This window comes from Romboutsia sp. (assembly GCF_056995035.1).
Genome location: NZ_JBXKIW010000072.1, coordinates 1 through 24,131, shown reverse-complemented (window position 1 = coordinate 24,131; position 24,131 = coordinate 1). Strand labels below are relative to the sequence as shown.

Annotated in this window: 21 protein-coding genes, 1 riboswitch and 1 other annotated feature; of the genes, 1 reads left to right on the top strand and 20 read right to left on the bottom strand. The window is 31.5% G+C overall.

What is annotated here, in order from left to right; genetic code table 11:
* Positions 1–5 precede the first annotated feature (5 nt).
* The 12 genes from AC11VW_RS10955 to purR all read right to left on the bottom strand — a co-directional run bounded on the left by AC11VW_RS10955 (position 6) and on the right by purR (position 12,939).
* Positions 6–1,004 (bottom strand): hypothetical protein, encoded by a 999-nt coding sequence (locus AC11VW_RS10955; protein WP_484301455.1) that lies wholly within the window; start codon positions 1,002–1,004, stop codon positions 6–8.
* A 17-nt stretch (positions 1,005–1,021) separates the two neighbouring features.
* The gene (locus AC11VW_RS10950) at positions 1,022–1,495 is read right to left on the bottom strand and encodes a type IV pilus modification PilV family protein (RefSeq protein ID WP_484301454.1); all 474 of its coding nucleotides are present in this window, start codon (positions 1,493–1,495) and stop codon (positions 1,022–1,024) included.
* Complete coding sequence (locus AC11VW_RS10945; RefSeq protein ID WP_484301453.1) at positions 1,458–2,543, bottom strand: type II secretion system protein; 1,086 nt, start codon at positions 2,541–2,543, stop codon at positions 1,458–1,460. The genes AC11VW_RS10950 and AC11VW_RS10945 overlap by 38 nt, the downstream gene beginning before the upstream one ends.
* A 20-nt stretch (positions 2,544–2,563) precedes the next feature.
* Positions 2,564–3,466 (bottom strand): hypothetical protein, encoded by a 903-nt coding sequence (locus tag AC11VW_RS10940; RefSeq protein WP_484301452.1) that lies wholly within the window; start codon positions 3,464–3,466, stop codon positions 2,564–2,566.
* Positions 3,459–5,057: a PilN domain-containing protein gene (locus AC11VW_RS10935; RefSeq protein ID WP_484301451.1), complete on the bottom strand. Its 1,599-nt coding sequence runs from the start codon at positions 5,055–5,057 to the stop codon at positions 3,459–3,461. The genes AC11VW_RS10940 and AC11VW_RS10935 overlap by 8 nt, the downstream gene beginning before the upstream one ends.
* 12 nt (positions 5,058–5,069) lie before the next feature.
* A complete protein-coding gene (locus AC11VW_RS10930) occupies positions 5,070–6,275 on the bottom strand; it encodes a type II secretion system F family protein (protein ID WP_484301450.1) in 1,206 nt (401 codons plus the stop codon).
* Positions 6,276–6,289: 14 nt separating this feature from the next.
* The gene (locus AC11VW_RS10925) at positions 6,290–7,969 is read right to left on the bottom strand and encodes a GspE/PulE family protein (RefSeq protein ID WP_484301449.1); all 1,680 of its coding nucleotides are present in this window, start codon (positions 7,967–7,969) and stop codon (positions 6,290–6,292) included.
* A gap of 135 nt (positions 7,970–8,104) precedes the next feature.
* On the bottom strand, positions 8,105–8,578 hold the full coding sequence (locus AC11VW_RS10920; protein WP_484301448.1) for a type IV pilin protein: 474 nt from the start codon (positions 8,576–8,578) through the stop codon (positions 8,105–8,107).
* A gap of 128 nt (positions 8,579–8,706) precedes the next feature.
* Positions 8,707–8,789: riboswitch (cyclic di-GMP riboswitch) on the bottom strand.
* A gap of 243 nt (positions 8,790–9,032) precedes the next feature.
* Positions 9,033–9,983 (bottom strand): ribose-phosphate diphosphokinase, encoded by a 951-nt coding sequence (locus AC11VW_RS10915; protein WP_484301447.1) that lies wholly within the window; start codon positions 9,981–9,983, stop codon positions 9,033–9,035.
* An 86-nt stretch (positions 9,984–10,069) separates the two neighbouring features.
* Complete coding sequence (gene glmU / locus AC11VW_RS10910) at positions 10,070–11,443, bottom strand: bifunctional UDP-N-acetylglucosamine diphosphorylase/glucosamine-1-phosphate N-acetyltransferase GlmU (RefSeq protein ID WP_484301446.1); 1,374 nt, start codon at positions 11,441–11,443, stop codon at positions 10,070–10,072.
* Positions 11,444–11,633: 190 nt separating this feature from the next.
* The gene (spoVG, locus tag AC11VW_RS10905; RefSeq protein ID WP_484301445.1) at positions 11,634–11,912 is read right to left on the bottom strand and encodes a septation regulator SpoVG; all 279 of its coding nucleotides are present in this window, start codon (positions 11,910–11,912) and stop codon (positions 11,634–11,636) included.
* Positions 11,913–12,060: 148 nt separating this feature from the next.
* Positions 12,061–12,939, bottom strand: coding sequence for a pur operon repressor (gene purR / locus AC11VW_RS10900; protein WP_484301444.1), 879 nt, complete (start codon positions 12,937–12,939; stop codon positions 12,061–12,063).
* 224 nt (positions 12,940–13,163) lie between these two features.
* Here purR and murC point away from each other — a divergent pair, with 224 nt between their 5' ends.
* Entirely contained in the window at positions 13,164–14,516 is a 1,353-nt protein-coding gene (murC, locus tag AC11VW_RS10895) for a UDP-N-acetylmuramate--L-alanine ligase (RefSeq protein ID WP_484301443.1), read from the top strand.
* A gap of 74 nt (positions 14,517–14,590) precedes the next feature.
* Here the strand turns inward: murC and AC11VW_RS10890 are convergent, their stop codons facing one another.
* From AC11VW_RS10890 to hisS, 8 genes are all read right to left on the bottom strand, one after another.
* Positions 14,591–15,391, bottom strand: coding sequence for a hypothetical protein (locus tag AC11VW_RS10890; RefSeq protein ID WP_484301442.1), 801 nt, complete (start codon positions 15,389–15,391; stop codon positions 14,591–14,593).
* Between the two features lie 193 nt (positions 15,392–15,584).
* The gene (locus tag AC11VW_RS10885; RefSeq protein WP_484301441.1) at positions 15,585–16,700 is read right to left on the bottom strand and encodes a M20/M25/M40 family metallo-hydrolase; all 1,116 of its coding nucleotides are present in this window, start codon (positions 16,698–16,700) and stop codon (positions 15,585–15,587) included.
* Positions 16,701–16,780: 80 nt separating this feature from the next.
* Positions 16,781–18,013, bottom strand: coding sequence for a hypothetical protein (locus AC11VW_RS10880; protein ID WP_484301440.1), 1,233 nt, complete (start codon positions 18,011–18,013; stop codon positions 16,781–16,783).
* Between the two features lie 68 nt (positions 18,014–18,081).
* Positions 18,082–18,951 carry a 16S rRNA (adenine(1518)-N(6)/adenine(1519)-N(6))-dimethyltransferase RsmA gene (gene rsmA, locus AC11VW_RS10875; RefSeq protein WP_484301439.1) on the bottom strand — a complete coding sequence of 290 codons (870 nt, stop codon included), beginning with the start codon at positions 18,949–18,951 and terminating at the stop codon, positions 18,082–18,084.
* A gap of 56 nt (positions 18,952–19,007) precedes the next feature.
* Complete coding sequence (rnmV, locus tag AC11VW_RS10870) at positions 19,008–19,538, bottom strand: ribonuclease M5 (protein ID WP_484301438.1); 531 nt, start codon at positions 19,536–19,538, stop codon at positions 19,008–19,010.
* 157 nt (positions 19,539–19,695) lie between these two features.
* Complete coding sequence (locus AC11VW_RS10865) at positions 19,696–20,466, bottom strand: TatD family hydrolase (protein WP_484301437.1); 771 nt, start codon at positions 20,464–20,466, stop codon at positions 19,696–19,698.
* Between the two features lie 18 nt (positions 20,467–20,484).
* The gene (gene metG / locus AC11VW_RS10860) at positions 20,485–22,425 is read right to left on the bottom strand and encodes a methionine--tRNA ligase (RefSeq protein WP_484301436.1); all 1,941 of its coding nucleotides are present in this window, start codon (positions 22,423–22,425) and stop codon (positions 20,485–20,487) included.
* Between the two features lie 60 nt (positions 22,426–22,485).
* Positions 22,486–22,732: a binding site (T-box leader), on the bottom strand.
* 222 nt (positions 22,733–22,954) lie between these two features.
* The coding region (gene hisS / locus AC11VW_RS10855) for a histidine--tRNA ligase (RefSeq protein ID WP_484301435.1) at positions 22,955–24,131 on the bottom strand (1,177 nt) is incomplete at its 5' end.

Genomic DNA, 24,131 nt, shown 5'->3' with positions numbered 1-24,131 from the left:
TGTTTTTAATTTATTCTTTCATATGAATTTATTTTTTCTTTTATATCATAATTATTACCATCCTTAACAAATATAAAATCTACATCTGATTTAATTTTGTATTTACCGGATTGTGACTCTAAAAACTCTTTATTTAAATCTGTAAAATCTATAGATTCTACTTTTTTGTTTTTGTCAAATTTAATATCTATAGGTACTGGTTTATTTTTTTTGTTTTTTAGTATTAATTCATTTTTTTTATTCGTTGAAACACTATAGTACGGTATATTAATCATACCTTCTATTGGCTGTATTGGTTCTGATTCAATCATATTAAGCCTACATTTAATTTCTAACATATATTCTTTCATTTGATTTAAATCGCTTATTGCTACATTTTTTTGCGAATTACTAACTTCTTCTTTACTTTGTATATCTAATATTAATTTTTCTATATATTCTATAAAATCATTAATATTGTTTTCTAATTCTTCTTGCTCATAAATCCTCTGACCTACAGCTATCTCTTGAATCACTTGGCGAATATTATTTTCATAATAATCTCTAAGTGTATTGTCATTTCCTATTATTAATTGTAAATTACTATATAAACTTCCATTATATATAACATCTGCTTTTCTTTTCATCATTTCATAATCTATAAGATTCGCAAATCCATTACCAGAATAAACCCCTGTATTTATTATTGGATCACCGTCGTTAAATTCAACCTTTGGGCAATTATCATTTTTATTATGAGATATATTTTCTGAAGTTGATAATTTATATGTTTTATTTCCTGAGATAATTTGATAAATCTGATTTTCTATATCAGATATGCTATTTTCTATCCCTGCTTCTGCTGCATATTTTAATTTCATATCATCATAAGTATTTTTATTATTTATTAATTGATTATTTATTTGTGATGTTATAATTACTATAAATATAGATAGTAATGCTATTACTAATATAGCTAATAATAATGCAGATCCGTTATTAGCTTTTATCTTTTTTATTCGCAAGTTCTTATCACTCCAATCTAATTTCCAAAAACTTGAGTTATAAGGTTTATCGACCTTTTACTAAAATATGTATTATTTAATTTTACATCTATACTTATAGTGTATAAATTATTTTTTTCATCTAATTTTAAATTTACATTGTACGAAGTTTTATCTTCATTAATAATTTTATCATAATCTATGGGAGACTTATTTACATTTATCTCTTTACCATCCACTGTAGTAAACTCTTTTTTCTCAGATTTGATTTGATCTCTTAAATTTTCTATTTCACTTTGCGCTATATTTAAAGCTTTTATATCTTTTTCATTTTTCATATTGAGTTTAGTACTTGTATTTAAAATTGTAAAAAAAGCCATAGCTATGAGTGATATAATACTCATAGCTACTAAAACTTCTATTAGTGTAAATCCTTTTTTATGATTTTTAATTTTATACTCTTCTAATTTAGACTTATGCTTTTTTTCCAAATTGTATAAGTATTTCACCATATCCTTTGCTCCCTATTGGTTTTTTTATATATCCGATTATCTCTATACTTTCTTGCTTTTTACCGTTATATACTGTATTTATATCATATATATAATTTTCATTCTTTAGTGGAATATAAAGTTTCTCTTGTTTTTTATTTTTACCATAAGTAATTATAATTTCCCCTGTAAGGTCTACATCTCCAAATTCACTTATTTTTATTCTATTTTGTTCTTTCTTAATAACTGTATTATTTTGCATTTCAGCTTTAAGTTCATTTTGAACATTTTCATTCATAGTTGCATCTAATTTTCCATTTCCAGTAGCTGTACGTATATACACATTAATACTATGTTTATCTATATCTTTTGAAACATCTATTGGTTTTGGAGTTTTATTATTCGCACTATTACCTTGTGGGCCAGCATCAACCCAAATTCCATCCAATTTATCACTTTTATTTCTATATCCAAATTTGATAAATCCATTATTACCCTCAAAATCATCATCTACATCTGGATTCGATGGAGGTTCAATAGGTATAGGAGGTACAACTTCTTCATTAGCTGCTGATATCCTAGGAGCTACATTAAATCTATATTCTTTATTAATTTTATTTTCTTTATATTCTAGTTTAACTTCATAAATATTATTATTTGAACTATTGGGATTTATTGTAAAAGGTATACCATTTCCAATAGGCTGATTTGTTACAATATCTATTTTAGTTTTATCTGTATTTTCTTTTATTATATTATAAGATTTATTATCCTTACTTTTATCTAATATATATGTTATGTTTCCTTCGCTTGTTTTAATAACATGTTGGTAGTCATTTGTTATATTTTTAGGAGGTTCAATCTTCCCTACTGTTTGTTCTATATCTTTAGTTAAATATTTGTTTAATAAATTAGTATTCATTTGCCCATTAGTTATAACATTCTGTTCTTTAACAACAAAATTCGATTTATTTATTACTGTATATCCAACCCCAATAACTACACTTAAAATACTAATGGCTATAATAACTTCAATAAGAGTAAAGCCCTTACTACACCTTTTCCTCATCAATATATCACCCCCTATATCTATCTGCTAGTAGTGGCAAATGGATTGTACTTACCTGGCTTCCACTTACTAGAATTATCATTATCTAACTCTAATAACGGATTATCCGAAGAATACATCATAAATTTAAACGTAGCCTCTATAGTCCCATTTGACTTAGGTTTAACTGCCTCTTTAGGATTTACATTTACTTGACTTTCTGTGTAAGGCTTACAAACTTGACACGCTACAGATTTTTTACTTAAAGAAGGGGCTCCATATGAAACCTTTCCATTATTAGCAGCCTTTTCTCCTTGTAAAACCGAACAATTTTCCTTATGATACGCTGTTCCTGAATTAGTCCAATAAACAGTTTTATCAAGAGCAATAGTAGACTGATTATTATTTGTAGTATCTTCCTTTGTTTCCTCTGGAATATAAGTTTCCATATTATAATCAAGTATCTGAGTCATATTCTTCTGCTCTTCCATATAGTACATTATATCTCTAATATGTCTATAATCTCCTCTAACTGATATAGTAGTAGGTATAGCATAAAAAGTTTCATATGGAATAGGTTCTTCCATAGAATACTCAATTAAATCCACACTAACATCACTCATAAGATTGGAAAGTCCTATTAAAAACATACCATCTTCCATATTATGAGACAATATTCTGCTCTTTACTTTGATTTCTCTATTCAAGCTGTCTAAATTTTCCTTCTTTAATGGCATTTCATTTATTTTACTTTCATAATCAGCTACCTTTGTTTCTATATCTTTCAAGTTATTTACTGATACTTTATAATCTGTATATCTTGGATATACAAATAAAAATCCATATATAAAAATAACTCCGAATATACCTGCTACCGCTAATATTTCCTTAGCATTTAACTCTTTTTGTAATATGCTCTGTTTATCCTTTTTTTCCTTAATCACCAGAAACTGCCCCCTCTCTCAATACTAAAACTATATTGAAAGTATATCCTCCATTTTCCTCGTCCTCTGAACTATTTTTTAACTTTACTGATTTAAAATAATTCATTTTACTTAAGTTATGTGTAAATTGACCTACTTTATCAGGGCTACTTACAACGCCTTCTATATCTATAACATTCGGTATTTGGTTATATACTGGAGTTTCCGTTTTCTCTTCAGTTGTTTCAGTATTCTCTGTATTTTCTTGATTAACATTTTTTGATGGTGATGTTTTTTCTGATTGATTTTTCTCAGATTTATCTTCAACCAACTCACTATCATAATATGCATCTATGCTAGTCAAATCAGCTCTATAAGGAATGCTTCTATCTATTGAAGTTAAAATATTTCCCCATCTTACAGATTTGCTACTTAACATATCATATATACCAACTTCTTCTTTTGCTTTATTTATTTTATCATCAATATCTTCTATGTCTTTATATTGAATTATTATTTCATCTAGTTTACTTTGTGCTAAATTAGTATCATGCTTTATCTTCATATCCATAGCACCAAATATAAGATATGGTGCAGCTAATATACCTAATGCTATTGGCACAACAACTATACCTTGCTTTAATAATTCACTCTTCTTCTGTTTATTTCTTCGACTAAGAGGAAGTAAATTCATATAAGCATAGCCTTTTTTATCATTAGGAATGCACATACTTCCTAATATATCGCAAGCTTTACTAATCTCATGACTTTGAAGATCTCCTTGTATATCTTCTTCTATATCAAATAATTCTTCTATTCCTATGACTATATTACTATTAAAAGTTTCCTTGAAACTTTCCACTACGTAATTATTTTTATTACATTCACCGACTAAAACTATAGTATCTACATTTTTACCAAAGTTTCTAGAAGAATAAAAGTTCATAAGTCCTTTAATTTCCTCAACTAAAGCTAATGCCACAGAATAGTTTGCTTGTTCATTTATCCTAACAGGTATATTATCATGTATAAATAAACTATCTTCTTTATATATATTAACAGAACTTCCGTAACTACCTACATTTAGCATCATTATGTCATCATACTCAATTTTTTTAAGTAATCTGTTATATGAAGTAGACATAGTATCTATACGTTCCACATTTAATTTGAACTCTTTAAATATATCTAATATTATTTCTAATTCATCATTTAACACAGCTGCTATAACAACATCTAATGATTCTTTATCATCTATAATTTTTTCGTCCGTTACTTCATATGAGAATGTATATTGATCATAATCTAATGACATCATCTCATACATTTCATTGTTCATTATTCCATCTAAATCTTTTGGACTAACCTTTGGTATGTGATTGGATTTTATTATTACATCCCTAGTATTTAAAGAAAAAATTACACTTTTCGCTTTTGAAACATTTAACTTTAATGCCTCTTTAAGAAGGCTATATTTATCATTGCTATCTATTTTTACATCTTCAGAAGATAAAAACTTAGCATTTTTTATATTGTATTGCTCTTTTTTCTTATTATAGATTCCTTCAACTATAGATATATAGTTGTCATAATATGATATATATAACTTCATCTTTTGTCCTCCCTATAAAGCGTCGTATATACTTAACATTGGTAAAAATACTGACATAACTAATATCGCAACCATAATTCCAACTATTATAATCATTATTGGCTCTATCATGGCTACTAATCTAGTTAAGTATATATCTGACTCATACTCATAAAACTCTGCCATTTGATCAGTTATCGTTTCAAGCTGACCTGTTTGTTCTCCTATGGCTATCATTTGTATAAGTACTGAATCAAAATAGTTATGTTTTTCTAAATTTTCTGCTAAAGTTTCTCCCCTTATAAGACCTTCTTTAGCATCTGCTACTGCTTTTTCAGCTAGTGAATTATTTAAACTTGCTTTTATATGATCTAATCCTTGCAATAGAGGATATCCTGTTGATACAAATAAATATAATGACCTTGAAAATCTCATAGCAACTATGCTATTTATACCCTTTCCTAATAAAGGAACTTTGTTTATTACCCTATCCTTATTATCTCTACCTAACGGTGTTTTGATATATTGTAATAAAACGTACACACCTATGCCTATAAAAACTAAAACTAGCCACCACCACTTACTCATAAAACTTCCTAGAGCCATGATTATCTTAGTTGATAAAGGCAAGTCTGCCCCAATTTCTAATATAGATTCCATCATTTGAGGTATTATAAAACTAGTAAATAAGAATAGCATTGCAAAAGAAAGAATTCCTACTATAGCAGGATATGTTGATGCATTCTTAATTTTTTGATTTATTCTATGTTCTCTTTCATAGAATGTAGCCATACTTTTTAACACTGCTTCTATTGTTCCTGTCTCTTCTCCAGTAGCAACCATGGCTCCTAAAAGCTTAGGAAACTTTGAACCTTTTTCTAGCATGGCATCCGCAATAGTAGAGCCCTTTTTTACTGAATCTACTATTCTACTTATCTCTGCTGCTAATATTTTATTCTCTGTTCTTTTTGCCAATGTCTCTAAACCAATTACACTATTTATACCTGAAGATATAATTATAGCAAACTGTCTACAAAAGTGACTTATAGCATCTGGCTTTAATTTCTTCCTTTTTTTCTTACTCATAAATGAAGTAGATTCTTTTTTTTCCTTTAAATCTACTACTCTAAGCTTTTTAGCTTTTAATTGACTTCTTGCATCAATTAAATCTTTTGCTTCGATTACTCCCTTTGTTTTTGAACCATTTAACATGATTGCAGTGTAACTAAATTTACTCATATTTTATCATCCTTTTACTCGCTTATAAATGTTACTCTTATCATTTCTTCCACAGAAGTTTGCCCACTCATTACTTTTATTGCTGCATCTTGTCTCATTGTTTTCATTCCCAATTCATTAGCTTTTGCTAATATTACATCTTCCCTTGCTCCTTGGTCAATTAAATCTCTGATATGTTTTGTAACTTGTATCATTTCATATATACCGAGTCTTCCCTTATATCCAGTATTATTACATTTATCGCAACCTTCACCTTTATATAAAGTTAAGTCTTTATCTAAACCATAGTTTAACGCTTTCTTTTCACCTATACCTGCTTGATATTCAACTTTACAGAAAGGACATATTTTTCTAACAAGCCTCTGTGCTACAACACCTACTAGTGATGATGTTATTAAGAAACTATCCATTCCCATATCTGAAAGTCTTGATATCGCACCTACTGCTGTATTAGCATGTAATGTACTAAGTACAAGGTGTCCTGTAAGAGATGCTCTTATAGCTATTTCTGCTGTGTCATGATCTCTTATTTCTCCAACCATTATTATATCTGGGTCTTGTCTTAGAAATGCTCTTAAAGCACTTGCAAAATCTAGACCTGCTTTGTAATTTATTTGCGATTGATTTATACCTTTTAATTCATACTCAACAGGGTCTTCTATTGTAAGTATATTTTTTTCAACATCATTTAGCTGGTTTAGCATTGAATATAATGTAGTCGTCTTACCACTTCCAGTTGGACCTACTACAAGTATTAGTCCATATGGTTTTGCTAAAAACTCATCATATATTTCTATACTTTGTGGGCTAAATCCTAATTTTTCTTTACTAACCATGAAACTTGATTTATCAAGTACTCTCATAACGACTTTTTCATCTTTACTAGTTGGCATTGTGGATACTCTAAAATCTACAGGTTTACTATCTACTATTAAATATATTCTACCATCTTGCGGCAATCTTTTCTCTGAAATATTTAAGTTCGCCATTATTTTTATTCTACTTATTATTGCTTTATACGCTTTTGCACTTGTTTTCATATGTTCCATGAGAATCCCGTCTAATCTGAATCTAACCCTCATGAAATCTCCGTCATATTCTATGTGTATATCACTTGCTTTTTTTCTAACTGCACTTTCTAAAATATTGTGAACTAATCTGACTATAGGAGCTGAGTTTACATCTTCTTCTCCTGTTATTTCATCTTTTAACGTGTTTTGTATATCATTTTTTGCGTATTCACTTATCGCTTTATCTATATCTGTATTTGAATACCATACTTCTATTGCTTGGTTTATTTCTGATATCGTTGCTATATTTGGTACTATATCCATACCTGTTATACGTCTAACATCTTGGATAGCTTCTCTATCTTGAGGATCTTCCATTGCCAGATACAGCCTGTTGTCTTCTATTTTATATGGAAATACTTTGTATCTTTTGCATATATTTTGTGGTATTTTTGGTATTGCCTCTGGTCTTATATTTGATGGGGTAAGATCTATGTTATCTACATTTAGTAGTTCTGTTAGTACGTTTGTTAGTAATTCTGCACTTATTAATCCTTGCTCTATAAGGATTTCACCTATTCTTTTTCCTGTTCCTTTTTGTAGAGATAGTGCTTTTTGTAATTGTTCTTCTGTTATGTATCCGTATTGAACTAATTTATCTCCAATTCTTATTTTTTTTGGCATATTTTCACCTCATTTATGTTATATAAGCTTTAAATTGATATCTTTTTAAGATTTATAATAAATAAAAATACAATTAAGTATTTATTATAAAAAAAAGAGTTTAAATCTTAAAGATAAAAACTCTTTTTCATTAAATTAATTTCCTTTTATAAGTGTATAACTAAGCGTTGTTGCACTTACATAACCATTCGTAGTTTTAGCGGCCTCAGTTTTTCCAATCCCTAAATCTTTGACTAATTTATTTTGGGCCTTATCACTAAAAGTAGCTGTAACTTGTAATACTAAATCAGTTGGAACTGATCCAGTTAATGTATAGGTAGCCCCTTCAAATGGTTTAGATAAGTTCTCAATCTCTCCTGCTAGAGCATTTTCTAACGTCACCGTACCTGATGTTGCAGGATATGCTCCTGTATCCGAATATTTAGCTAGCGATGCAGATTTTATAGCACTTATATCTGTTTCTAAACTAGCAACTTTACTTTTTTCTATATTTTTAAATAAAGCTGGTACTGCCACTACTGCTAACACTCCTATAATAGCTATTACTACTAATAATTCCACTAAAGTGAAACCTTTATTATTTTTCTTTTTCTTGAAGTTTTTTATCATATAACTTCCCCCTTATTATTTTTTTATATAATATCCCTCAACCAATATAAGTCCTAATCATTTATCAGGAATATTTTACCAAAACAAAAAGACCATCCTTATCTCTTAGCTAACTTAAAGTTAACTTAAATAAACATAGTCGGTTGCACCACTAGCTCCATATATCCTAGGTGCCCATATACAGGATATACTTCATCGTCTCTAATCACTACCATTTATTTACATAATACCATGTATTTCTTTTAAAATCAACAAATTCAATATATATTTTTACTACTTTAGTGTATTAAAATACATATTATATTTAATCGATTATATATATTTTAATAATACTACAGAACTATTCTTGTACTAATTTGAAATATAATCTAATTATAATAATTTCTCAGGAAATCTTTCAGAAAAAAATACACCCTATTTATAATAAATAAGGTGTATCTAGTAATATTATTAATTAGAATAATATACTAACAGACTCGTTAGAGAATATTTTCTTTATAGCATCCCCAAATAAAGGAGCTACAGTCTTGATTTGTATTTTATCTATTTTCTTATCTTCAGGAAGTTGTATAGTATCAAGTACTATTAACTCACTTATAACTGAACTTTCTATTCTTTCTATAGCTGGCCCTGATAATACTCCATGTGTACAACAAGCATAAACATCCTTAGCACCAAATTCTCTAAGTGCATTGGCTGCATTTACTATTGTTCCAGCTGTATCTATCATGTCATCTAATAATATAACATTCTTTCCTTTAACTTCGCCTATTATGTTCATTATTTCAGATACGTTAGCTTTAGGTCTTCTTTTGTCTATTATAGCTATTGGAACATCTCCATCTAAGCTATTAGCAAATTTTCTAGATCTTGTAACACTTCCTAAATCAGGTGATACTACTACTAAATCTTGTATTTGCTTTTCGTTGAAATAATCTGCTAGTATTTTTCCACCTTGCAGATGATCTAGAGGTATATCAAAGTATCCTTGGATTTGCGCTGCATGTAAATCCATTGTTAATACTCTATCCGCTCCTGCTGCCGTTAATAAGTTAGCAACTAACTTAGCCGTGATTGGATCTCTCGCCTTAGCTTTTCTATCTTGTCTTGCATATCCGTAATAAGGTATAACTGCTGTTATTCTTCCTGCTGATGCTCTTTTCATTGCATCTATCATTATTAATAATTCCATTAAGTTATCATTTACTGGACTATTTGTTGATTGAACTACGAAAACATCACATCCTCTTACTGTTTCCTTGATGTTTACTGATATTTCTCCATCGCTGAATGTTCCAACTTCACAGTCTGCTACTGGTACTCCTATGTAATCAGCTATCTTCTTAGCTAATTCTTTAGATGAATTTCCTGCAAGTATTTTGATTTCGCTTCCGCTAGTATTCATGTACATCCTCCCGAAAATTTAAACATTTGTTATATTTATTAAAAATTCAAGGCTATAGTGCCTAAAAATAATAATCCATTTAGTTGCTATTTCTTATCTTTTTGTTGTTGGTTTTCTACCCAACCTTCTTTTACTACCTGTCTTTGTCTTGCTATTGCTAATGCTCCTTGTGGAACATCTTCTGTTATAGTTGAGCCTGTAGCTATGTATCCTTTTTCCTCTACCGTTACTGGTGCAACTAAATTAGAGTTTGAGCCTATGAATGCTCCATCTTTTACTACAGATTTAAATTTACTTTTACCATCGTAGTTTACAAATACTACTCCACATCCGATGTTTACGTTCTTTCCAACGTGTGCATCTCCTATGTAAGAAAGATGTGATGCTTTAGAATTGTCTTCTATTGTAGCATTTTTAACTTCTACGAAGTCTCCTATTTTTACGTTGTTTCCTATGTTACTATTTGGTCTTAAGTATGCATATGGTCCTACTGTTGTGTTCTCTCCAACTATACTGTCTACTATTGTTGAGTTCTCTACCTCTGTATAATCACCAATTTGTGAATTTGTTATACTAGAATTCATTCCAATTATACAACTTGAACCTATCTTTGTATTCCCTTGTAACATAGTTCCTGGGTATACTATAGTGTCATTTCCTATTTCAACGTTTGATTCTATATATGTTGAGTTAGTATCTATTATCGTAACACCATTTACCATATGAGATTCGTTAATTCTTCTTCTCATTATTTCTTCTGCTTTTGATAATTCTACTCTTGAGTTAACTCCCATTAGTTCTTCTATTGTTGAACCATTGAAAGCTCCTACTTTTTGACCATTATCTCTCATTATTTTGATAGTGTCTGTTAAGTAGTATTCTCCTTGAGCATTTTTGTTATCTAGTAAATCTAGAGATTCTCTTAAGCTTTTTCCATTAAAGCAGTATATACCTGAGTTAATTTCTTTTGCTTTTTTCTCTTCTTCATTAGCATCTTTTTGCTCTACTATTTTAAGTAAATCTTGATTCTCATCTCTTATTATTCTTCCATATCCTGTTGGATTATCAACGCAAGTAGTAAGTACTGTAGCATGATATTCATTTTTTAGGTGGTAGTCAAATAACTTCTTTAGCGTTTCTTCTTTTACTAAAGGTGTATCTCCACATAGTACTACTATTGTGTCTTCATCATTTATGTATTCTTTAGCCATTATAACAGCATGCCCAGTTCCTAATTGTTCTGTTTGCATTGCTATCATAGTGTCCTTAGGTAATTTTTCTTTTACTGTTTCACTTTCATGTCCTAGTATTACTACTATATCGTTAACCCCTGAGTTTTTAGATACGTCTATTACATGGTTAACCATTTCTTTTCCACATACTTTATGTACTACTTTTGGAAATTTAGACTTCATTCTTGTTCCCTTACCTGCTGCAAGGATTATAGCTTTAAAGTTCATAGCCCTACTCCATTCTATGTATTATTTCCTCTATATCTATATTATGTAAATTTTTCTATTTGTATACAATGTCTTCGTTATCCCTAACTAATATAGCATCTTTTTACAAAAAAGTATACCTTTATACAAAAAATTAAAACACAAAAAAGAGCCGAATAGTTCGGCTCTTAATAAATCTCTATATTTATAATTACTCAGCTGCAACTTCTAATTGAGCTACTGCTTCATTATATGCTTTTAAAACTGAGTCTTCTAATACTTGTCTCATTTCAGCATTTATTGGATGAGCTATATCTCTGAAATTACCTTCCCCTACTTTTCTACTTGGCATAGCTATGAATAATCCATTATGTCCTTCTATAACCTTTATGTCATGTACTACAAATAGATTATTAAAAGTTAATGAAACTATACATTTCATCTTCCCCTCATCAGTTATCTTTCTTACTCTTACGTCAGTTATCTTCATATCCTTGTATCCCCCTTAGATTTTGATAAATTAATATACTTAATATTAGAAATTAATATATTTAATATTAGACTGTTTTTTTATATAATTCTAGGAATGTTTGAAATATCCTTTTTTATTTTTATAAAAATCATATTTTTTTGTAGGATTATTCTTCTTCCTCATCTAATATTTCGTCAATTTCACATTCCTCTTCAAAAGTTTCGTTTTGGTATTCATCTCTGAATGTTTTTAGGTTTGGTTCTACTATCACATTTTCAGCATTTACATCTAATTGAATTAAAGATATATAATCTTTTACCATCTTTGCTTCTGGTTCCATTGTAGATATAAATACTCCAGTTCCTATAACTTCAGCTCCAAATTCATTCATAAGGTCTACCATCCCCTTGATAGTTCCTCCACCTCTCATAAAGTCATCTATTAATATAACTTTACTGTTTGGTTTTAGAGCTTTTCTTGGTAAGCTCATGCTTTCAACTTTTGAATTGTGTCCATTTACATATGTCATACTAAGTGTAGGACCTTCTGATACTTTGATGTCTTTTCTTATTATAACTAATGGTAAGTTCATTGCTTTTGCTGTCATTAGTGCCATTGGAATTCCCTTTGTTTCCATTGTAACTACATAATTAGCATCTACATAATCTATATTTGAGGCAAATATTTTACCTATTTTAGCGGCTATAGTTGGATCATATATTAAATCTACTAAATATAAAAATCCTCCTGATAAGATTCTCGATTTATCACTTATTTTTTCACATAACTCCATTAGGAATTCTTCATTTTCTGCTTTTGATGTTTTTGGTATGTATTTAACTCCACCAGCTGCTCCTGATATAGTTATTACTTTTCCTAATTGTAATTTCTCAAAAACGTTTTTTACAACTATTAAGTCTTCGCTTATTGTTGACTTAGCTGCATTAAATTGATTTGTGAAATAACTTAACGTAAATATTTTATTTGGGTTATCCGATAGTATTTTTACTATGGCTCCAATTCGCTCCGTTCTTTTAAACTTCATTAACTTTTCCTCCTACGATTTGCAGCTGTTTACTCTTTAAAGTAACTAATGCACAACCATATTTATTATGATATAATAATTGTTATGTTTTAATTAGTTTATAAATATATTATATATATAACTTAGTATATGTATATTTGCCATAAAATATTGAACATTATACTATTATACCACAAACATAGTTCATATTATAGGACTTAATTAAAAAGAAAGGTGGTTTTCTTATGAATATACATTTCATTGGAATTGGCGGTATAAGCATGAGTGCTTTAGCTGAAATATGTATTAATAAAGGATATAAGGTTTCTGGTTCAGACGCAAATGAATCGTATCTATTAGATAAACTTAGATCTCAAGGTGCTAATATATTTATTGGTCATGCAAAAGAGCATGTATCTGATAATGTAGATATGGTTATTTACACTGCAGCCGTGCATGAAGATAATGCTGAGCTTGTTGCTGCTAAAGAAAAAAACAAACTTACTATGAATAGAGCGGCTTTCTTAGGTCAAATAATGAGAGAATACAAAAATTCTATCGCGGTTTCTGGAACTCATGGTAAAACTTCAACAACATCTATGTTGTCTACTATATTCCAATATGCGGACTTAGATCCAACGATATTAGTTGGTGGTAATTTAAGTACTATTGGTGGAAATGTTAAGATAGGTAATTCTGATCATTTCATAACAGAGGCTTGTGAATATGTTGATAGTTTCCTAAACTTCAATCCTAAAATAGCTATAGTATTGAATATAGAAGAAGATCACTTAGATTATTTCTCAGGGATAGATGAGATAAAAGCTTCTTTCAATAAGTTTGGAAAGTTACTTCCTAAAGATGGTCATTTCATAATCAATGGTGATGATGAGAATACTGAAGATATATTACATGATGTTAAAGCTACTGTTATAACATATGGAAGAAACGCATCTAATGATGCAATTATAAATAACATAGACTTTAATGAAAATGGTCATGGAATATTTGAATTAGAATTTAAAGGTAAGAATTTAGGAACATTTGAACTTTCTGTTCCTGGTCTTCACAATATATATAATGCAGCTGCTGCTATACTTACAGCTTATGTATCTTCTATAGATTTAGAGCTTATAAGAGATAATATAAAAGCTTATGGTGGCGTTGGTAGAAGATTCGAGATTAAAGGTAACTATAATGGCGCTTTAGTTGTTGATGATTATGCTCATCATCCAACTGAGCTAAAAGCTACGTTATCTGCTGCTAAGAAGATGAAGCAATCTAATTTATGGTGTATATTCCAACCTCATACTTACACTAGGACTAAATCTCTTTTAAATGAATTTGCTGAAGCATTCTATTCTGCTGATAAAGTTATTATAACTGATATCTATGCAGCTAGAGAAGATGACCCAGGTGACATTCATTCTAAAGACTTAGTAGAAAAATTATATGAAAATAATATTGATGTAACTTATATAAGTAATTTCGAAGATATAACGGCTTATCTTCGCGATAATGTTAAGGACAATGACTTAGTTATAACTGCTGGTGCAGGTCCTATATACAAAGTTGCTGAAGAATTAGTTCAAGAATAATTATAAATTAAAACGGATATGCTATCTTACATAATTAGCATATCCGTTTTAATTTTAAAGTAAATTATATTTCATCATTCACTTTGTTCAAGTTGAAACACATCTACTACAAGATAGTCATATAATCCTGTTAGTACTTCGTAGTAAGCTTCTTCTTTGCTATTTCCTTGAGATATTTTTACATAGTCTTTACCCATTGTTTCTACTTTTGCGTTATAATGTTCACCTTTTATATTTATAGTGAAATTATATTTGCTTCTTTCTTGGCTTTTTTGAGGTTGAACTTTTCCAACTATTCGTTTTGAACCCATATTATATGAAAGGTCATCAAATTTCCATTTATGTATCTTTTTAGTTTCACCTTTATAGCTTATTTCGACAGTATCCCAATCTTTATATTTCTTTACAAAATCGAATGATAAGTAAATACTTTCACCTAAAAGTTTCTCAAATTCTTTTTTAGTAGCTATTGGAACTTTATAATATTCTTCGTTACTTACAGTATAAATCCTAAAATAGTTTAAATCTGTAGAAAATCTTATTCCATCATCTGAATTTCCACTATACACAGGTGTATAAGAATCTGGAGTTCTTATTTTAGAAAATTCACTAAATAAAATTTTCACGTTTGACCAATATGATTCTTCTACTCTTACATTTTCTACGTTTGAATCTGTTATATATATTTTTTCTTTTGAGTTTAGTTGGCTCATCAATGATCTAGCATCTTCCTGACCTTCTTCTGTTTTTACCGGTTGTTTATTTTTCTCATCAAGATGTCTTCCAAATCTAAAAGCTGCAAAATACACTCCAAAAAATAATATAATTCCAAGTATTAATGCCATACCTTTTTTTAGTTTTCTTTTTTTAGCCATAAAAATCCCCCCTAAGGCTATATAATTATAAAACCATTATATTACTTTTAGCAACATTTTGTAAGATGTAATTATTTTATACGCATATTTCCTGAGAAATTATTACATGACTTGACATAAATTATTATAAACATCAAAAATCACCTAGCTTTTGCTAGGTGACTTTAGTTGTATTTTACACTATTAACTTGTATTATGCTTCTTTTATTATCTCCGTTACCATTATTGCAGAGTTTATTAAGTCTTCTATAGCTATATACTCTTCTAATGTATGAGCATTTTTCATACCTATACCTAAGTTAACTGCTTTTATTCCATTTTTATTTAATATGTTAGTGTCACTTCCTCCACCTGTAGAAGCAGTATATCCTTCTATGTTCATATTAGAGAAAGCTCTCTTAGCAAGTTCAACTATTTCATCATTTGATTCTACAGTGAACGGTGCGTATGCTCTATTAACTTCTATATCTATTTTTGCTCCAAACTCCTTAGCCGATTTTTTGAATATTTCTATCATATGATTTGTTTGAGCATCTAATTTTTCTTCACTTAAACTTCTAGCTTCTGCTTCTATCTCTAATTCTGGCATAACTATATTTGTTGCTATACCACCCTTAACTATACCTATATTAGCAGTAGTTTCTTCATCTATTCTTAATAAATTCATATTTTCTATAGCTCTTGATGCTACCATTATTGCACTTACTCCGTTTTCTGGTTGAAGTCCTGCATGAGCTGGCTTTCCTGTTATTTTAACTTTTATAGCATCTTGTGCAGGTGCTTGAATTATTATTTCTCCAGGAGCTCCACCACTATCTAATACAAATGCAAAATCAGTATCTATTTTAGAGTAATCTAAAAACTTAGCTCCAAATAATCCGCCTTCTTCCCATATAGAGAATACTACTTGTATGTCAGCATGTTGTATATCGTTTTCTTGTATTGTTCTTAATGATTCTAATACAGCTGCTATACCAGCTTTGTCATCAGAACCTAATACTGTAGTTCCATCACTTTTTATTATTCCATTAGCTTCATCTATTATAGGTTTTATTCCTACACCTGGGCTAACCGTGTCCATGTGTGAACTGAATAATAATTTCTTTCCTGGTCTATTTCCTTTTAATGTAGCTATTACATTACCAGTTTCTCCACCAGCTTTTACTCCAGCATCATCTATTAAAACTTCACAACCTATTTCTTCTAATTTCTTAACTAGAACTTCTGCTACTTTACCTTCTTTTGAAGATGGACTATCTATTTGCACTAATTCTAAAAATTCATTTATCAGTCTTTGTTTGTTTATCATGACATTTCCTCCCAAATTGTAATATATCTATATATTTTAGAGCAATATCATAATATTATCAATAGGAAAGGTAATATATTCTATTTTAAAATTATTCTGCTTCTAGAATCTATAAAACATAACCAATATCCTAGGCTATCATTTCTTGTATCACACGGCTGATACGTATTAAATCCTGTATGACCTTTGTCTGGCTGTTCATTTTTTCTTCCTGGAACTGCATAGATATAATTTTGTCTCTTATTGTACTCATCATATTGAACTCCAAATAAGTAATGTCTATATTTGTATGAATGCATTACTGCATCGCTATACATTGTATAATTTAATGAATTTACATATCCTAAATGAGGCATTGTATAACCACATAATGTTGCTGGACTTATTTCTATTTTCCACCATCTAATATCTCCTATATCCTCAGTTACAAAAGGTTTAACCTCACTAAAATATTTTAATCCTTTTTTAATTTGTCTTGGCATTAATAATGTTCCAGCTGATTTGGCATTTTGAGCTTTTGATTGGGATTTGTCATATGATTGATATGGAACATATTGAGATTTTACTTGTTTAGAATTAGTTGCACTTTTTGTTTTACTTTGTGTTTGTTTAGTTTTTGTTGGTTGTGGTTTTGTTTGATATAAATTACGATCTATAGTTTCTTCAACGTTATCGTACTCTTCATATTCGTCATCTTCTTCATACTCTTCTTCAACTTCATACTCTTCTTCTATTTCTTCTTCCTGTCTATATACACTTTCCTCTATTTCTTCGTATTCATATTCTTCTTCATCGCCATCATCATCATCATCGTCATCATCATCGTCTTCATCTATTTCTATATACTCTATTTCTTCATACTCTTCAAAGTCTTCTCCATCTTCTACTTCTATATATTCTATTTCTTCATATTCTTCTTCATCATAATCATCGCCTGCAAATAATATTTCCTCATAATTCTCTATTTTACTTCCTTTAAATCCTATAAGCGGAACAGCTTTTTCATGAAGTAGAGCTATTCCTTTTATTTCTATATCATCTCTATCTAAGTTTAAGACAAATTCACCCTTACCTTGTTCGCTTAAAGTAACTTTTCCTAAATCTAATGTTTCATAGTCACTTTGTATAGCAACTACTCTATATCCATCTTTTACACACTTAAGGTTCTCTACATATAGTGACACTATTGATTTTTCGTCATTTATTTCTACCTTAGCAAATGCTTTTGGCAAAATACGTTCTTTATATCTAAAATCAGTGTCCTTAGCTTCAAGAATTATATAGTCCCTCTTAAATTTTCTTTTAGAAGCCATTTCTAATCCCCCCCTTAACATAATTTCTCTAAGATAGTATATGATTAAATGTATAAAAAAAGTACCTTCTATTTTGAAGGTACCTTTGCATTTACTTTATTTGAAAGAGTAGCAAATTCTTCTATGCTAAGAGTTTCGCCTCTTCTTTTTTCATCTATATTAGCTTCTGCTAAAACTTCTCTTATTTCTTCTTTACTTAAGAAACCTAACGTACTTAATGAATTAAGTAAAGTTTTTCTTCTTTGACTAAATCCAGCTTTAACTGTTTTGAAGAATGTTTCTTCACTATCCACTGGATATTTTATTTCTGGTCTTACATGAAGACCTATAACAGTTGAGTCTACATTTGGTTGTGGTATAAACATATGTCTTGGCGCTTTTGCAACTATCTCTGTATCACAGTAATATTGTACTGCTATTGATAAAGTTCCATAATCCTTTGTTCCCGGTACTGCATTCATTCTATCTGCAACTTCTTTTTGTACCATAACTACTATATCTGTTACTGGTATGTCTTCTTCTAAGAATTTCATAACTATTGGTGTAGTTATATAATATGGAAGGTTAGCTACTAATTTAACTGGTCCTCCCTTTAATTTTTCCTTTATTAGTTCTTGAATATCTACTCTTAATATATCTTGGTTTATTACTTCTACATTTTCAAGATCTTCTAATGTTTCTTTTAATATAGGTATTAAAGTTTTATCTATTTCTATAGCAACTACTTTATCAGCCACTTTTCCCATTTCACGAGTAAGTGTTCCTATACCAGGTCCTACTTCTATTATCTGGTCGCCTTCTGAAAGTCTCGCTCCTTCTAATATACTATCTATAACATTATCGTCTATTAAGAAGTTTTGTCCTAAAGACTTTGAAAACTTAAATCCATGTTTTTGAACTACATCTTTGGTCGCACTATGTGATGAAAGTCTATCCATTTATTTTCTCCTATTATTTCATATATTTTCACGTTATCGTGAATTCATTAGTTAAATTATATTTGGCTTAATGATTGTTGAAACTCTTCTCTACTTACTCCATAGTTATTTAATCTATTTAAGAATTGTTTCGCGTTTCCATATCCTATTCCAAGTATTTTTCCAAGTTCATCTCGTCTTAAAGATGCATCTTCATTTCCTATAAGTCCGTTTCTTATTAAATCTACTTGCTTGAATTCGTCTCTTTTATCCGTACTTTCTGTTCTTACTTTTTCAAGAGCTGCTATTATACTCTTTGGAGTAGCATTTTCGATTCCTATATCTCCATCTTTTTTAGCTTCTTCTCTTGGTAAAAATGCATGCTTACATCCTGGTACTTCAGCCGCTATTTTTTTTCTTATTTTTTCTCCAGCAAAATCTGGGTCAGTAAATATTATTACCCCACGTCTTTGTTGAGCTGATTTTATACGCTCCATAACTCCTTTTGGAAATCCAAATCCACTTGTAGTTATAAGTTCCGCATCAAGAGCTCTTTTTACTGCGGTAACATCGTCTCTTCCTTCTACAACTATAATTTCTTTTATCATTATTAATTCACCTTTTTGTGTATTTTTAATCTCGCATCTTAACTTCCATCTTTATATTTTACGTTTTTTATATGATTTTATCAAGATAAATAAAAGCTATAGTACAATTATGCACTATAGCTTTCATTTTCATTATAGAATATGAAAATATTATTTATTATTTTATATTGAAAAATCTCTTTGCGTTTTCTTTTGTAGCTTCACATACTTTTTCATAAGATATTCCTTTTTCTTGAGCTATCTTATCAGCAACAAAGGCTACTAATGATGGATCATTTCTTTTTCCTCTATGTGGCTCTGGAGCCATATATGGTGAGTCAGTTTCTATTAATAAATACTCTAGAGGTATTTCTCTTACTACTTCTGAAGTTTTTTTATTATTTTTGAAAGTAACTGTTCCTGGTATAGATATATAACAACCCATTTTTATATATTCCTTAGCTAATTCAACATTCCCACTATAACAGTGAAGTACACATCCTATTTCAGGATTTTTAATATTTTTGATTATTTCAAAAGTATCTCCGTGTGCATCTCTATCATGTATTATTATTGGTAATTTAAGTTCATTAGCTAATTCTACTTGCTTTTTAAACCACTCTATTTGAATTTCTCTAGGTGAATTGTCATAGTAATAGTCTAATCCTATTTCACCTATTGCAACTACTTTTTCATTTTCAGTAGCTAATTTTCTTAGAGTATCTATTGCACTATCATCTAGTTCTCCTACATCATGTGGATGTACTCCAACTGCTGCATATATAAAATCATATTGTTTTGCAAGTTCAATACTACTTATAGAACTTTCTATATCTGCACCTGGATTTACAACTAAATCTACTTGTTTTTCCTTTAAAGATTTGATTAGTTGTTCTCTATCTTCATCAAATCTTGCATCATTTAAATGTGCATGTGAGTCAAATAACATATTTTTTCTCCTAACTAATTAACAAACTTCGCATCCGTCTTTAGCACCTGTTGCTATTGGAACTACTAAATCGTCTCCATCATCTCCAGCTGCTAATATCATACCTTGAGATTCTACACCTCTTAATTTAACTGACTTTAAGTTACATACTACTATAACTTCTTTTCCTATCATATCTTCTGGTTTATACCACTTAGCTATTCCAGATACTATTTGTCTTGTTTCTGGTCCTATTTTTATTTGAGAAACTAGTAGTCTATCTGCCTTTGGATGTTTTTCACAACTTAGTACTTTACCTACTCTTAGCTCTACTTTGTCTAATTCATCTATTGTTATATTTTCTTTGTGCTCTATTGCTTCTTCTTCTACTACGTCATCTTTCTTTTCTGCAAATAATTCATTTAATTCTTCTACTTCTTTTTCGATGTCCAGTCTTGGGAATAAAGATTCACCTTTATGAACTTTTGTATTTTCTCCTATAAGTCCAAAAGTTTTTACACTTTCCCAAGTTGTTAAGTTCTCATCAACTATTCCTAATTGACAGTATATTTTCTTAGCAGTATCGTTCATTACTGGATTTATAAGAGTTGCTATTGTTCTTATAGATTCACATAAGTTGTATAATACTGTGTCTAATACGTCTTTTTGAGCTTCATCTTTAGCTAAAGCCCAAGGCATAGTTTCATCTATATATTTATTAGTTCTTCTTATTAATTTCCAAGCACTTTCTAATGCTTCATTAAATTGAAGTTTATCCATTTCTTTTTCAAAGTTTTCTACTGATAATTTCGCAACTGCTTTTAAATCTGCATCAAATTCAGTATTTGCTTTAGCCATTGGTATTGTTCCTTCATTGTACTTTTCTACCATTGCTACTGTTCTACTTACTAGGTTTCCTAAGTCATTTGATAAATCCGAGTTAAGTCTTGTTACAAAGTTTCTATGAGTATAGTTACCATCTTGTCCAAATGCAAATTCTCTTAATAAGAAGTATTTTAATGAGTCTACTCCATATCTTTCTATCATTTGCTCTGGGTATACTATATTTCCTTTTGATTTGCTCATTTTATCGTTATCAAATAATATCCATCCATGACCATATACTTGTGTAGGTACTTCTTCTCCTAAAGCCATTAATAATGCTGGCCATATTATTGTATGGAATCTCATTATTTCTTTACCTACTATATGAACATTTGCTGGCCAGAATTTCTTGTAGTCACTGTCGTTTTCACTCATGTATCCAAGAGCTGTTATATAGTTACATAAAGCATCTACCCATACGTATATTACATGTTTCTCGTCAAACGGTACTTTTATACCCCAGTCAAATGTTGTTCTAGTTACACATAAATCATCTAGTCCTTTGTCTAAGAAGTTTGCAACCATTTCATTTTTTCTTGATACCGGGAAGCAGAAATTAGGATCTGCAAATAATTCTCTTAATCTATCTTCGTACTTAGATAATTTAAAGAAGTAAGCTTCTTCTTTAGCTATATAAGTATCTCTTCCACAGTCTGGACACTTGTTTCCTTCTGATAATTGAGACTCTGTCCAGAAACTTTCACATGGTGTGCAGTATCTTCCTTCGTATGCACCTTTGTATATGTCACCTTGTTCATATAATTTAGTGAATATCTTTTGGATTATAATCTCATGTCTATCTTCAGTAGTTCTTATGAAATCATCATATGATATATCCATAGTATTCCATAGTTTCTTTATGTCTGCTATCATTCCATCTAGGTATTCTATTTCTGTCATGCCTTTTTCTTTAGCCGTTTTTTGTATCTTTTCTCCATGTTCATCAGTTCCTGTTAAAAACTTTACATCGAATCCGCAAAAACGCTTAAATCTTGCTATTGCATCAGCTGCAACTGTTGTGTAAGTATGTCCTATATGTAGGTTACCACTTGGGTAGTATATAGGAGTTGTAACATAAAAACTTGGTTTAGTCATATTTATTATCTCCTCTAAGTTTAATTTTTCTATAATAAAAAACTCGCCACCTATGATATACATAGGGGCGAGATTATATACGCGGTACCACCCTAATTTATCTAATATTTACCAAGTTAATACCTTAGTATTTAGATATCTTAGCAGACTTTAACGAGTCTAATCGTTTTATCTTAAAAATAGATAATCTATTATTCGGATAAAAAGCTCTGAGGCCATGTTCAATAATTTTTTTAACGCTAGCTTTCACCTATTCTAGCTCTCTGTAGAAAAAATCCTTATTTACTCTTCTCTTCTTAGCTGGTTTATTATATATTTTAACAAAAATAATATATTATATTCATTATTTTTGTTAATTTTATTTTATGATGTATTAAGGTTAATTTTATTAAATTTAATACATGATGTCAATCTATATTTTCCTTGATTGATTTCTTTTAGTAACGGATGTATCTGAAGCGAGAGCGAAGATATATCGTTGGCGACATGAAATAATTCGCCGACACGTCGCTCAAGTGAAGCGATTTTTTTATATAACTTTATCTAAGAATTGTTTTGTTCTTATATGTCTTGGATTGTAGAATATATCTTTAGGCTCTCCTTCTTCTAATATATATCCCTCATCCATAAATACAACTTTATTTGCAACTTCTCTCTCCAGCAGCAACACCAGCCGCGCTCCGCCCTTGTCGGCCGCCTTCATCTGGGCGTTGAGGCTGCGACCCTCGAGGTCGAAGTCCACCGCGTAGACGGTGCGCAGCGCGCGCACGAACGACGGCGCGAACTCGCGCGTCCCCTCGGTGGTCGCCACATAGAGGAGCGGCGTGGGCGGCAGCGCCGGGGCCCGGTCCTCGAGCGCCAGGATCGCGCGATCGAGCCCGATCGAGAAGCCAACGCCCGGAGTGGGCGGGCCGCCCAGCAGCTCGATCAGTCCGTCGTAGCGCCCCCCGCCACCGAGCGCGCTCTGCGCGCCGAGCAAGCGATCGTGCACTTCGAAGGCGGTGCGGGTGTAGTAGTCGAGCCCGCGCACCAGTCCATGATCGATCTCGTGGTCGATGTGGAGCGCCTCGAGCCCGGCCAGCACCCGGTCCCAGTGGTCGCGGCTCTCGCGATCGAGCAGGTCCAGCATGCGCGGCATCCGCCCCTCGAGACCCTTGCCGCGCAGCACCTCGAGGTCGCCCGGATCCTTGGTGTCGAGCACGCGCAGCGGGTTGGTCTCGAGGCGGGCGCGCGAGTCCGCGGAGAGCCGTTCGCGCGCCGGCTCCAGCCACTGGCGCAGGCGCTCGCCGTAAACGAGCCGCGTGGCCGGGGTGCCGACGCTGTTCACCATCACCTTGAGGTTCTCGAAGCCCCAGGCCTCGAAGATGTCGACGAACAGGGCGATGACCTCGACGTCCGCGGCCGGGGCGGGCGTGCCGATCACCTCGGCTCCGATCTGCCAGAACTGGCGGAAGCGGCCCTTCTGCGGGCGCCCGTAGCGGAACATCGGGCCGGCGTACCACAGACGCTGCACGCGCCCCTGGGCACCCAGGTTGTGCTCGAGCCACGCGCGGCACACGCTCGCCGTGCCCTCGGGGCGGAGCGCCAGGTCCCGACCCTTGAGGTCCTGGAAGCGATACATCTCCTTCTGCACCACGTCGGTCGACTCGCCCGAGCTGCGGGCGAACAGCTCGTAGTCCTCGAACAGCGGCGTGCGGATCTCGCGA

What these genes read in the sequence shown, in the direction of transcription:
- AC11VW_RS10950 (WP_484301454.1), bottom strand. Translation starts at nt 1,495, where the DNA reads ATGGTGAAATACTTATACAATTTGGAAAAAAAGCATAAGTCTAAATTA.
- AC11VW_RS10945 (WP_484301453.1), bottom strand. Translation starts at nt 2,543, where the DNA reads ATGAGGAAAAGGTGTAGTAAGGGCTTTACTCTTATTGAAGTTATTATA.
- AC11VW_RS10935 (WP_484301451.1), bottom strand. Translation starts at nt 5,057, where the DNA reads ATGAAGTTATATATATCATATTATGACAACTATATATCTATAGTTGAA.
- AC11VW_RS10930 (WP_484301450.1), bottom strand. Translation starts at nt 6,275, where the DNA reads ATGAGTAAATTTAGTTACACTGCAATCATGTTAAATGGTTCAAAAACA.
- AC11VW_RS10925 (WP_484301449.1), bottom strand. Translation starts at nt 7,969, where the DNA reads ATGCCAAAAAAAATAAGAATTGGAGATAAATTAGTTCAATACGGATAC.
- AC11VW_RS10920 (WP_484301448.1), bottom strand. Translation starts at nt 8,578, where the DNA reads ATGATAAAAAACTTCAAGAAAAAGAAAAATAATAAAGGTTTCACTTTA.
- AC11VW_RS10915 (WP_484301447.1), bottom strand. Translation starts at nt 9,983, where the DNA reads ATGAATACTAGCGGAAGCGAAATCAAAATACTTGCAGGAAATTCATCT.
- glmU (WP_484301446.1), bottom strand. Translation starts at nt 11,443, where the DNA reads ATGAACTTTAAAGCTATAATCCTTGCAGCAGGTAAGGGAACAAGAATG.
- spoVG (WP_484301445.1), bottom strand. Translation starts at nt 11,912, where the DNA reads ATGAAGATAACTGACGTAAGAGTAAGAAAGATAACTGATGAGGGGAAG.
- purR (WP_484301444.1), bottom strand. Translation starts at nt 12,939, where the DNA reads ATGAAGTTTAAAAGAACGGAGCGAATTGGAGCCATAGTAAAAATACTA.
- murC (WP_484301443.1), top strand. Translation starts at nt 13,164, where the DNA reads ATGAATATACATTTCATTGGAATTGGCGGTATAAGCATGAGTGCTTTA.
- AC11VW_RS10890 (WP_484301442.1), bottom strand. Translation starts at nt 15,391, where the DNA reads ATGGCTAAAAAAAGAAAACTAAAAAAAGGTATGGCATTAATACTTGGA.
- AC11VW_RS10885 (WP_484301441.1), bottom strand. Translation starts at nt 16,700, where the DNA reads ATGATAAACAAACAAAGACTGATAAATGAATTTTTAGAATTAGTGCAA.
- AC11VW_RS10880 (WP_484301440.1), bottom strand. Translation starts at nt 18,013, where the DNA reads ATGGCTTCTAAAAGAAAATTTAAGAGGGACTATATAATTCTTGAAGCT.
- rsmA (WP_484301439.1), bottom strand. Translation starts at nt 18,951, where the DNA reads ATGGATAGACTTTCATCACATAGTGCGACCAAAGATGTAGTTCAAAAA.
- rnmV (WP_484301438.1), bottom strand. Translation starts at nt 19,538, where the DNA reads ATGATAAAAGAAATTATAGTTGTAGAAGGAAGAGACGATGTTACCGCA.
- AC11VW_RS10865 (WP_484301437.1), bottom strand. Translation starts at nt 20,466, where the DNA reads ATGTTATTTGACTCACATGCACATTTAAATGATGCAAGATTTGATGAA.
- metG (WP_484301436.1), bottom strand. Translation starts at nt 22,425, where the DNA reads ATGACTAAACCAAGTTTTTATGTTACAACTCCTATATACTACCCAAGT.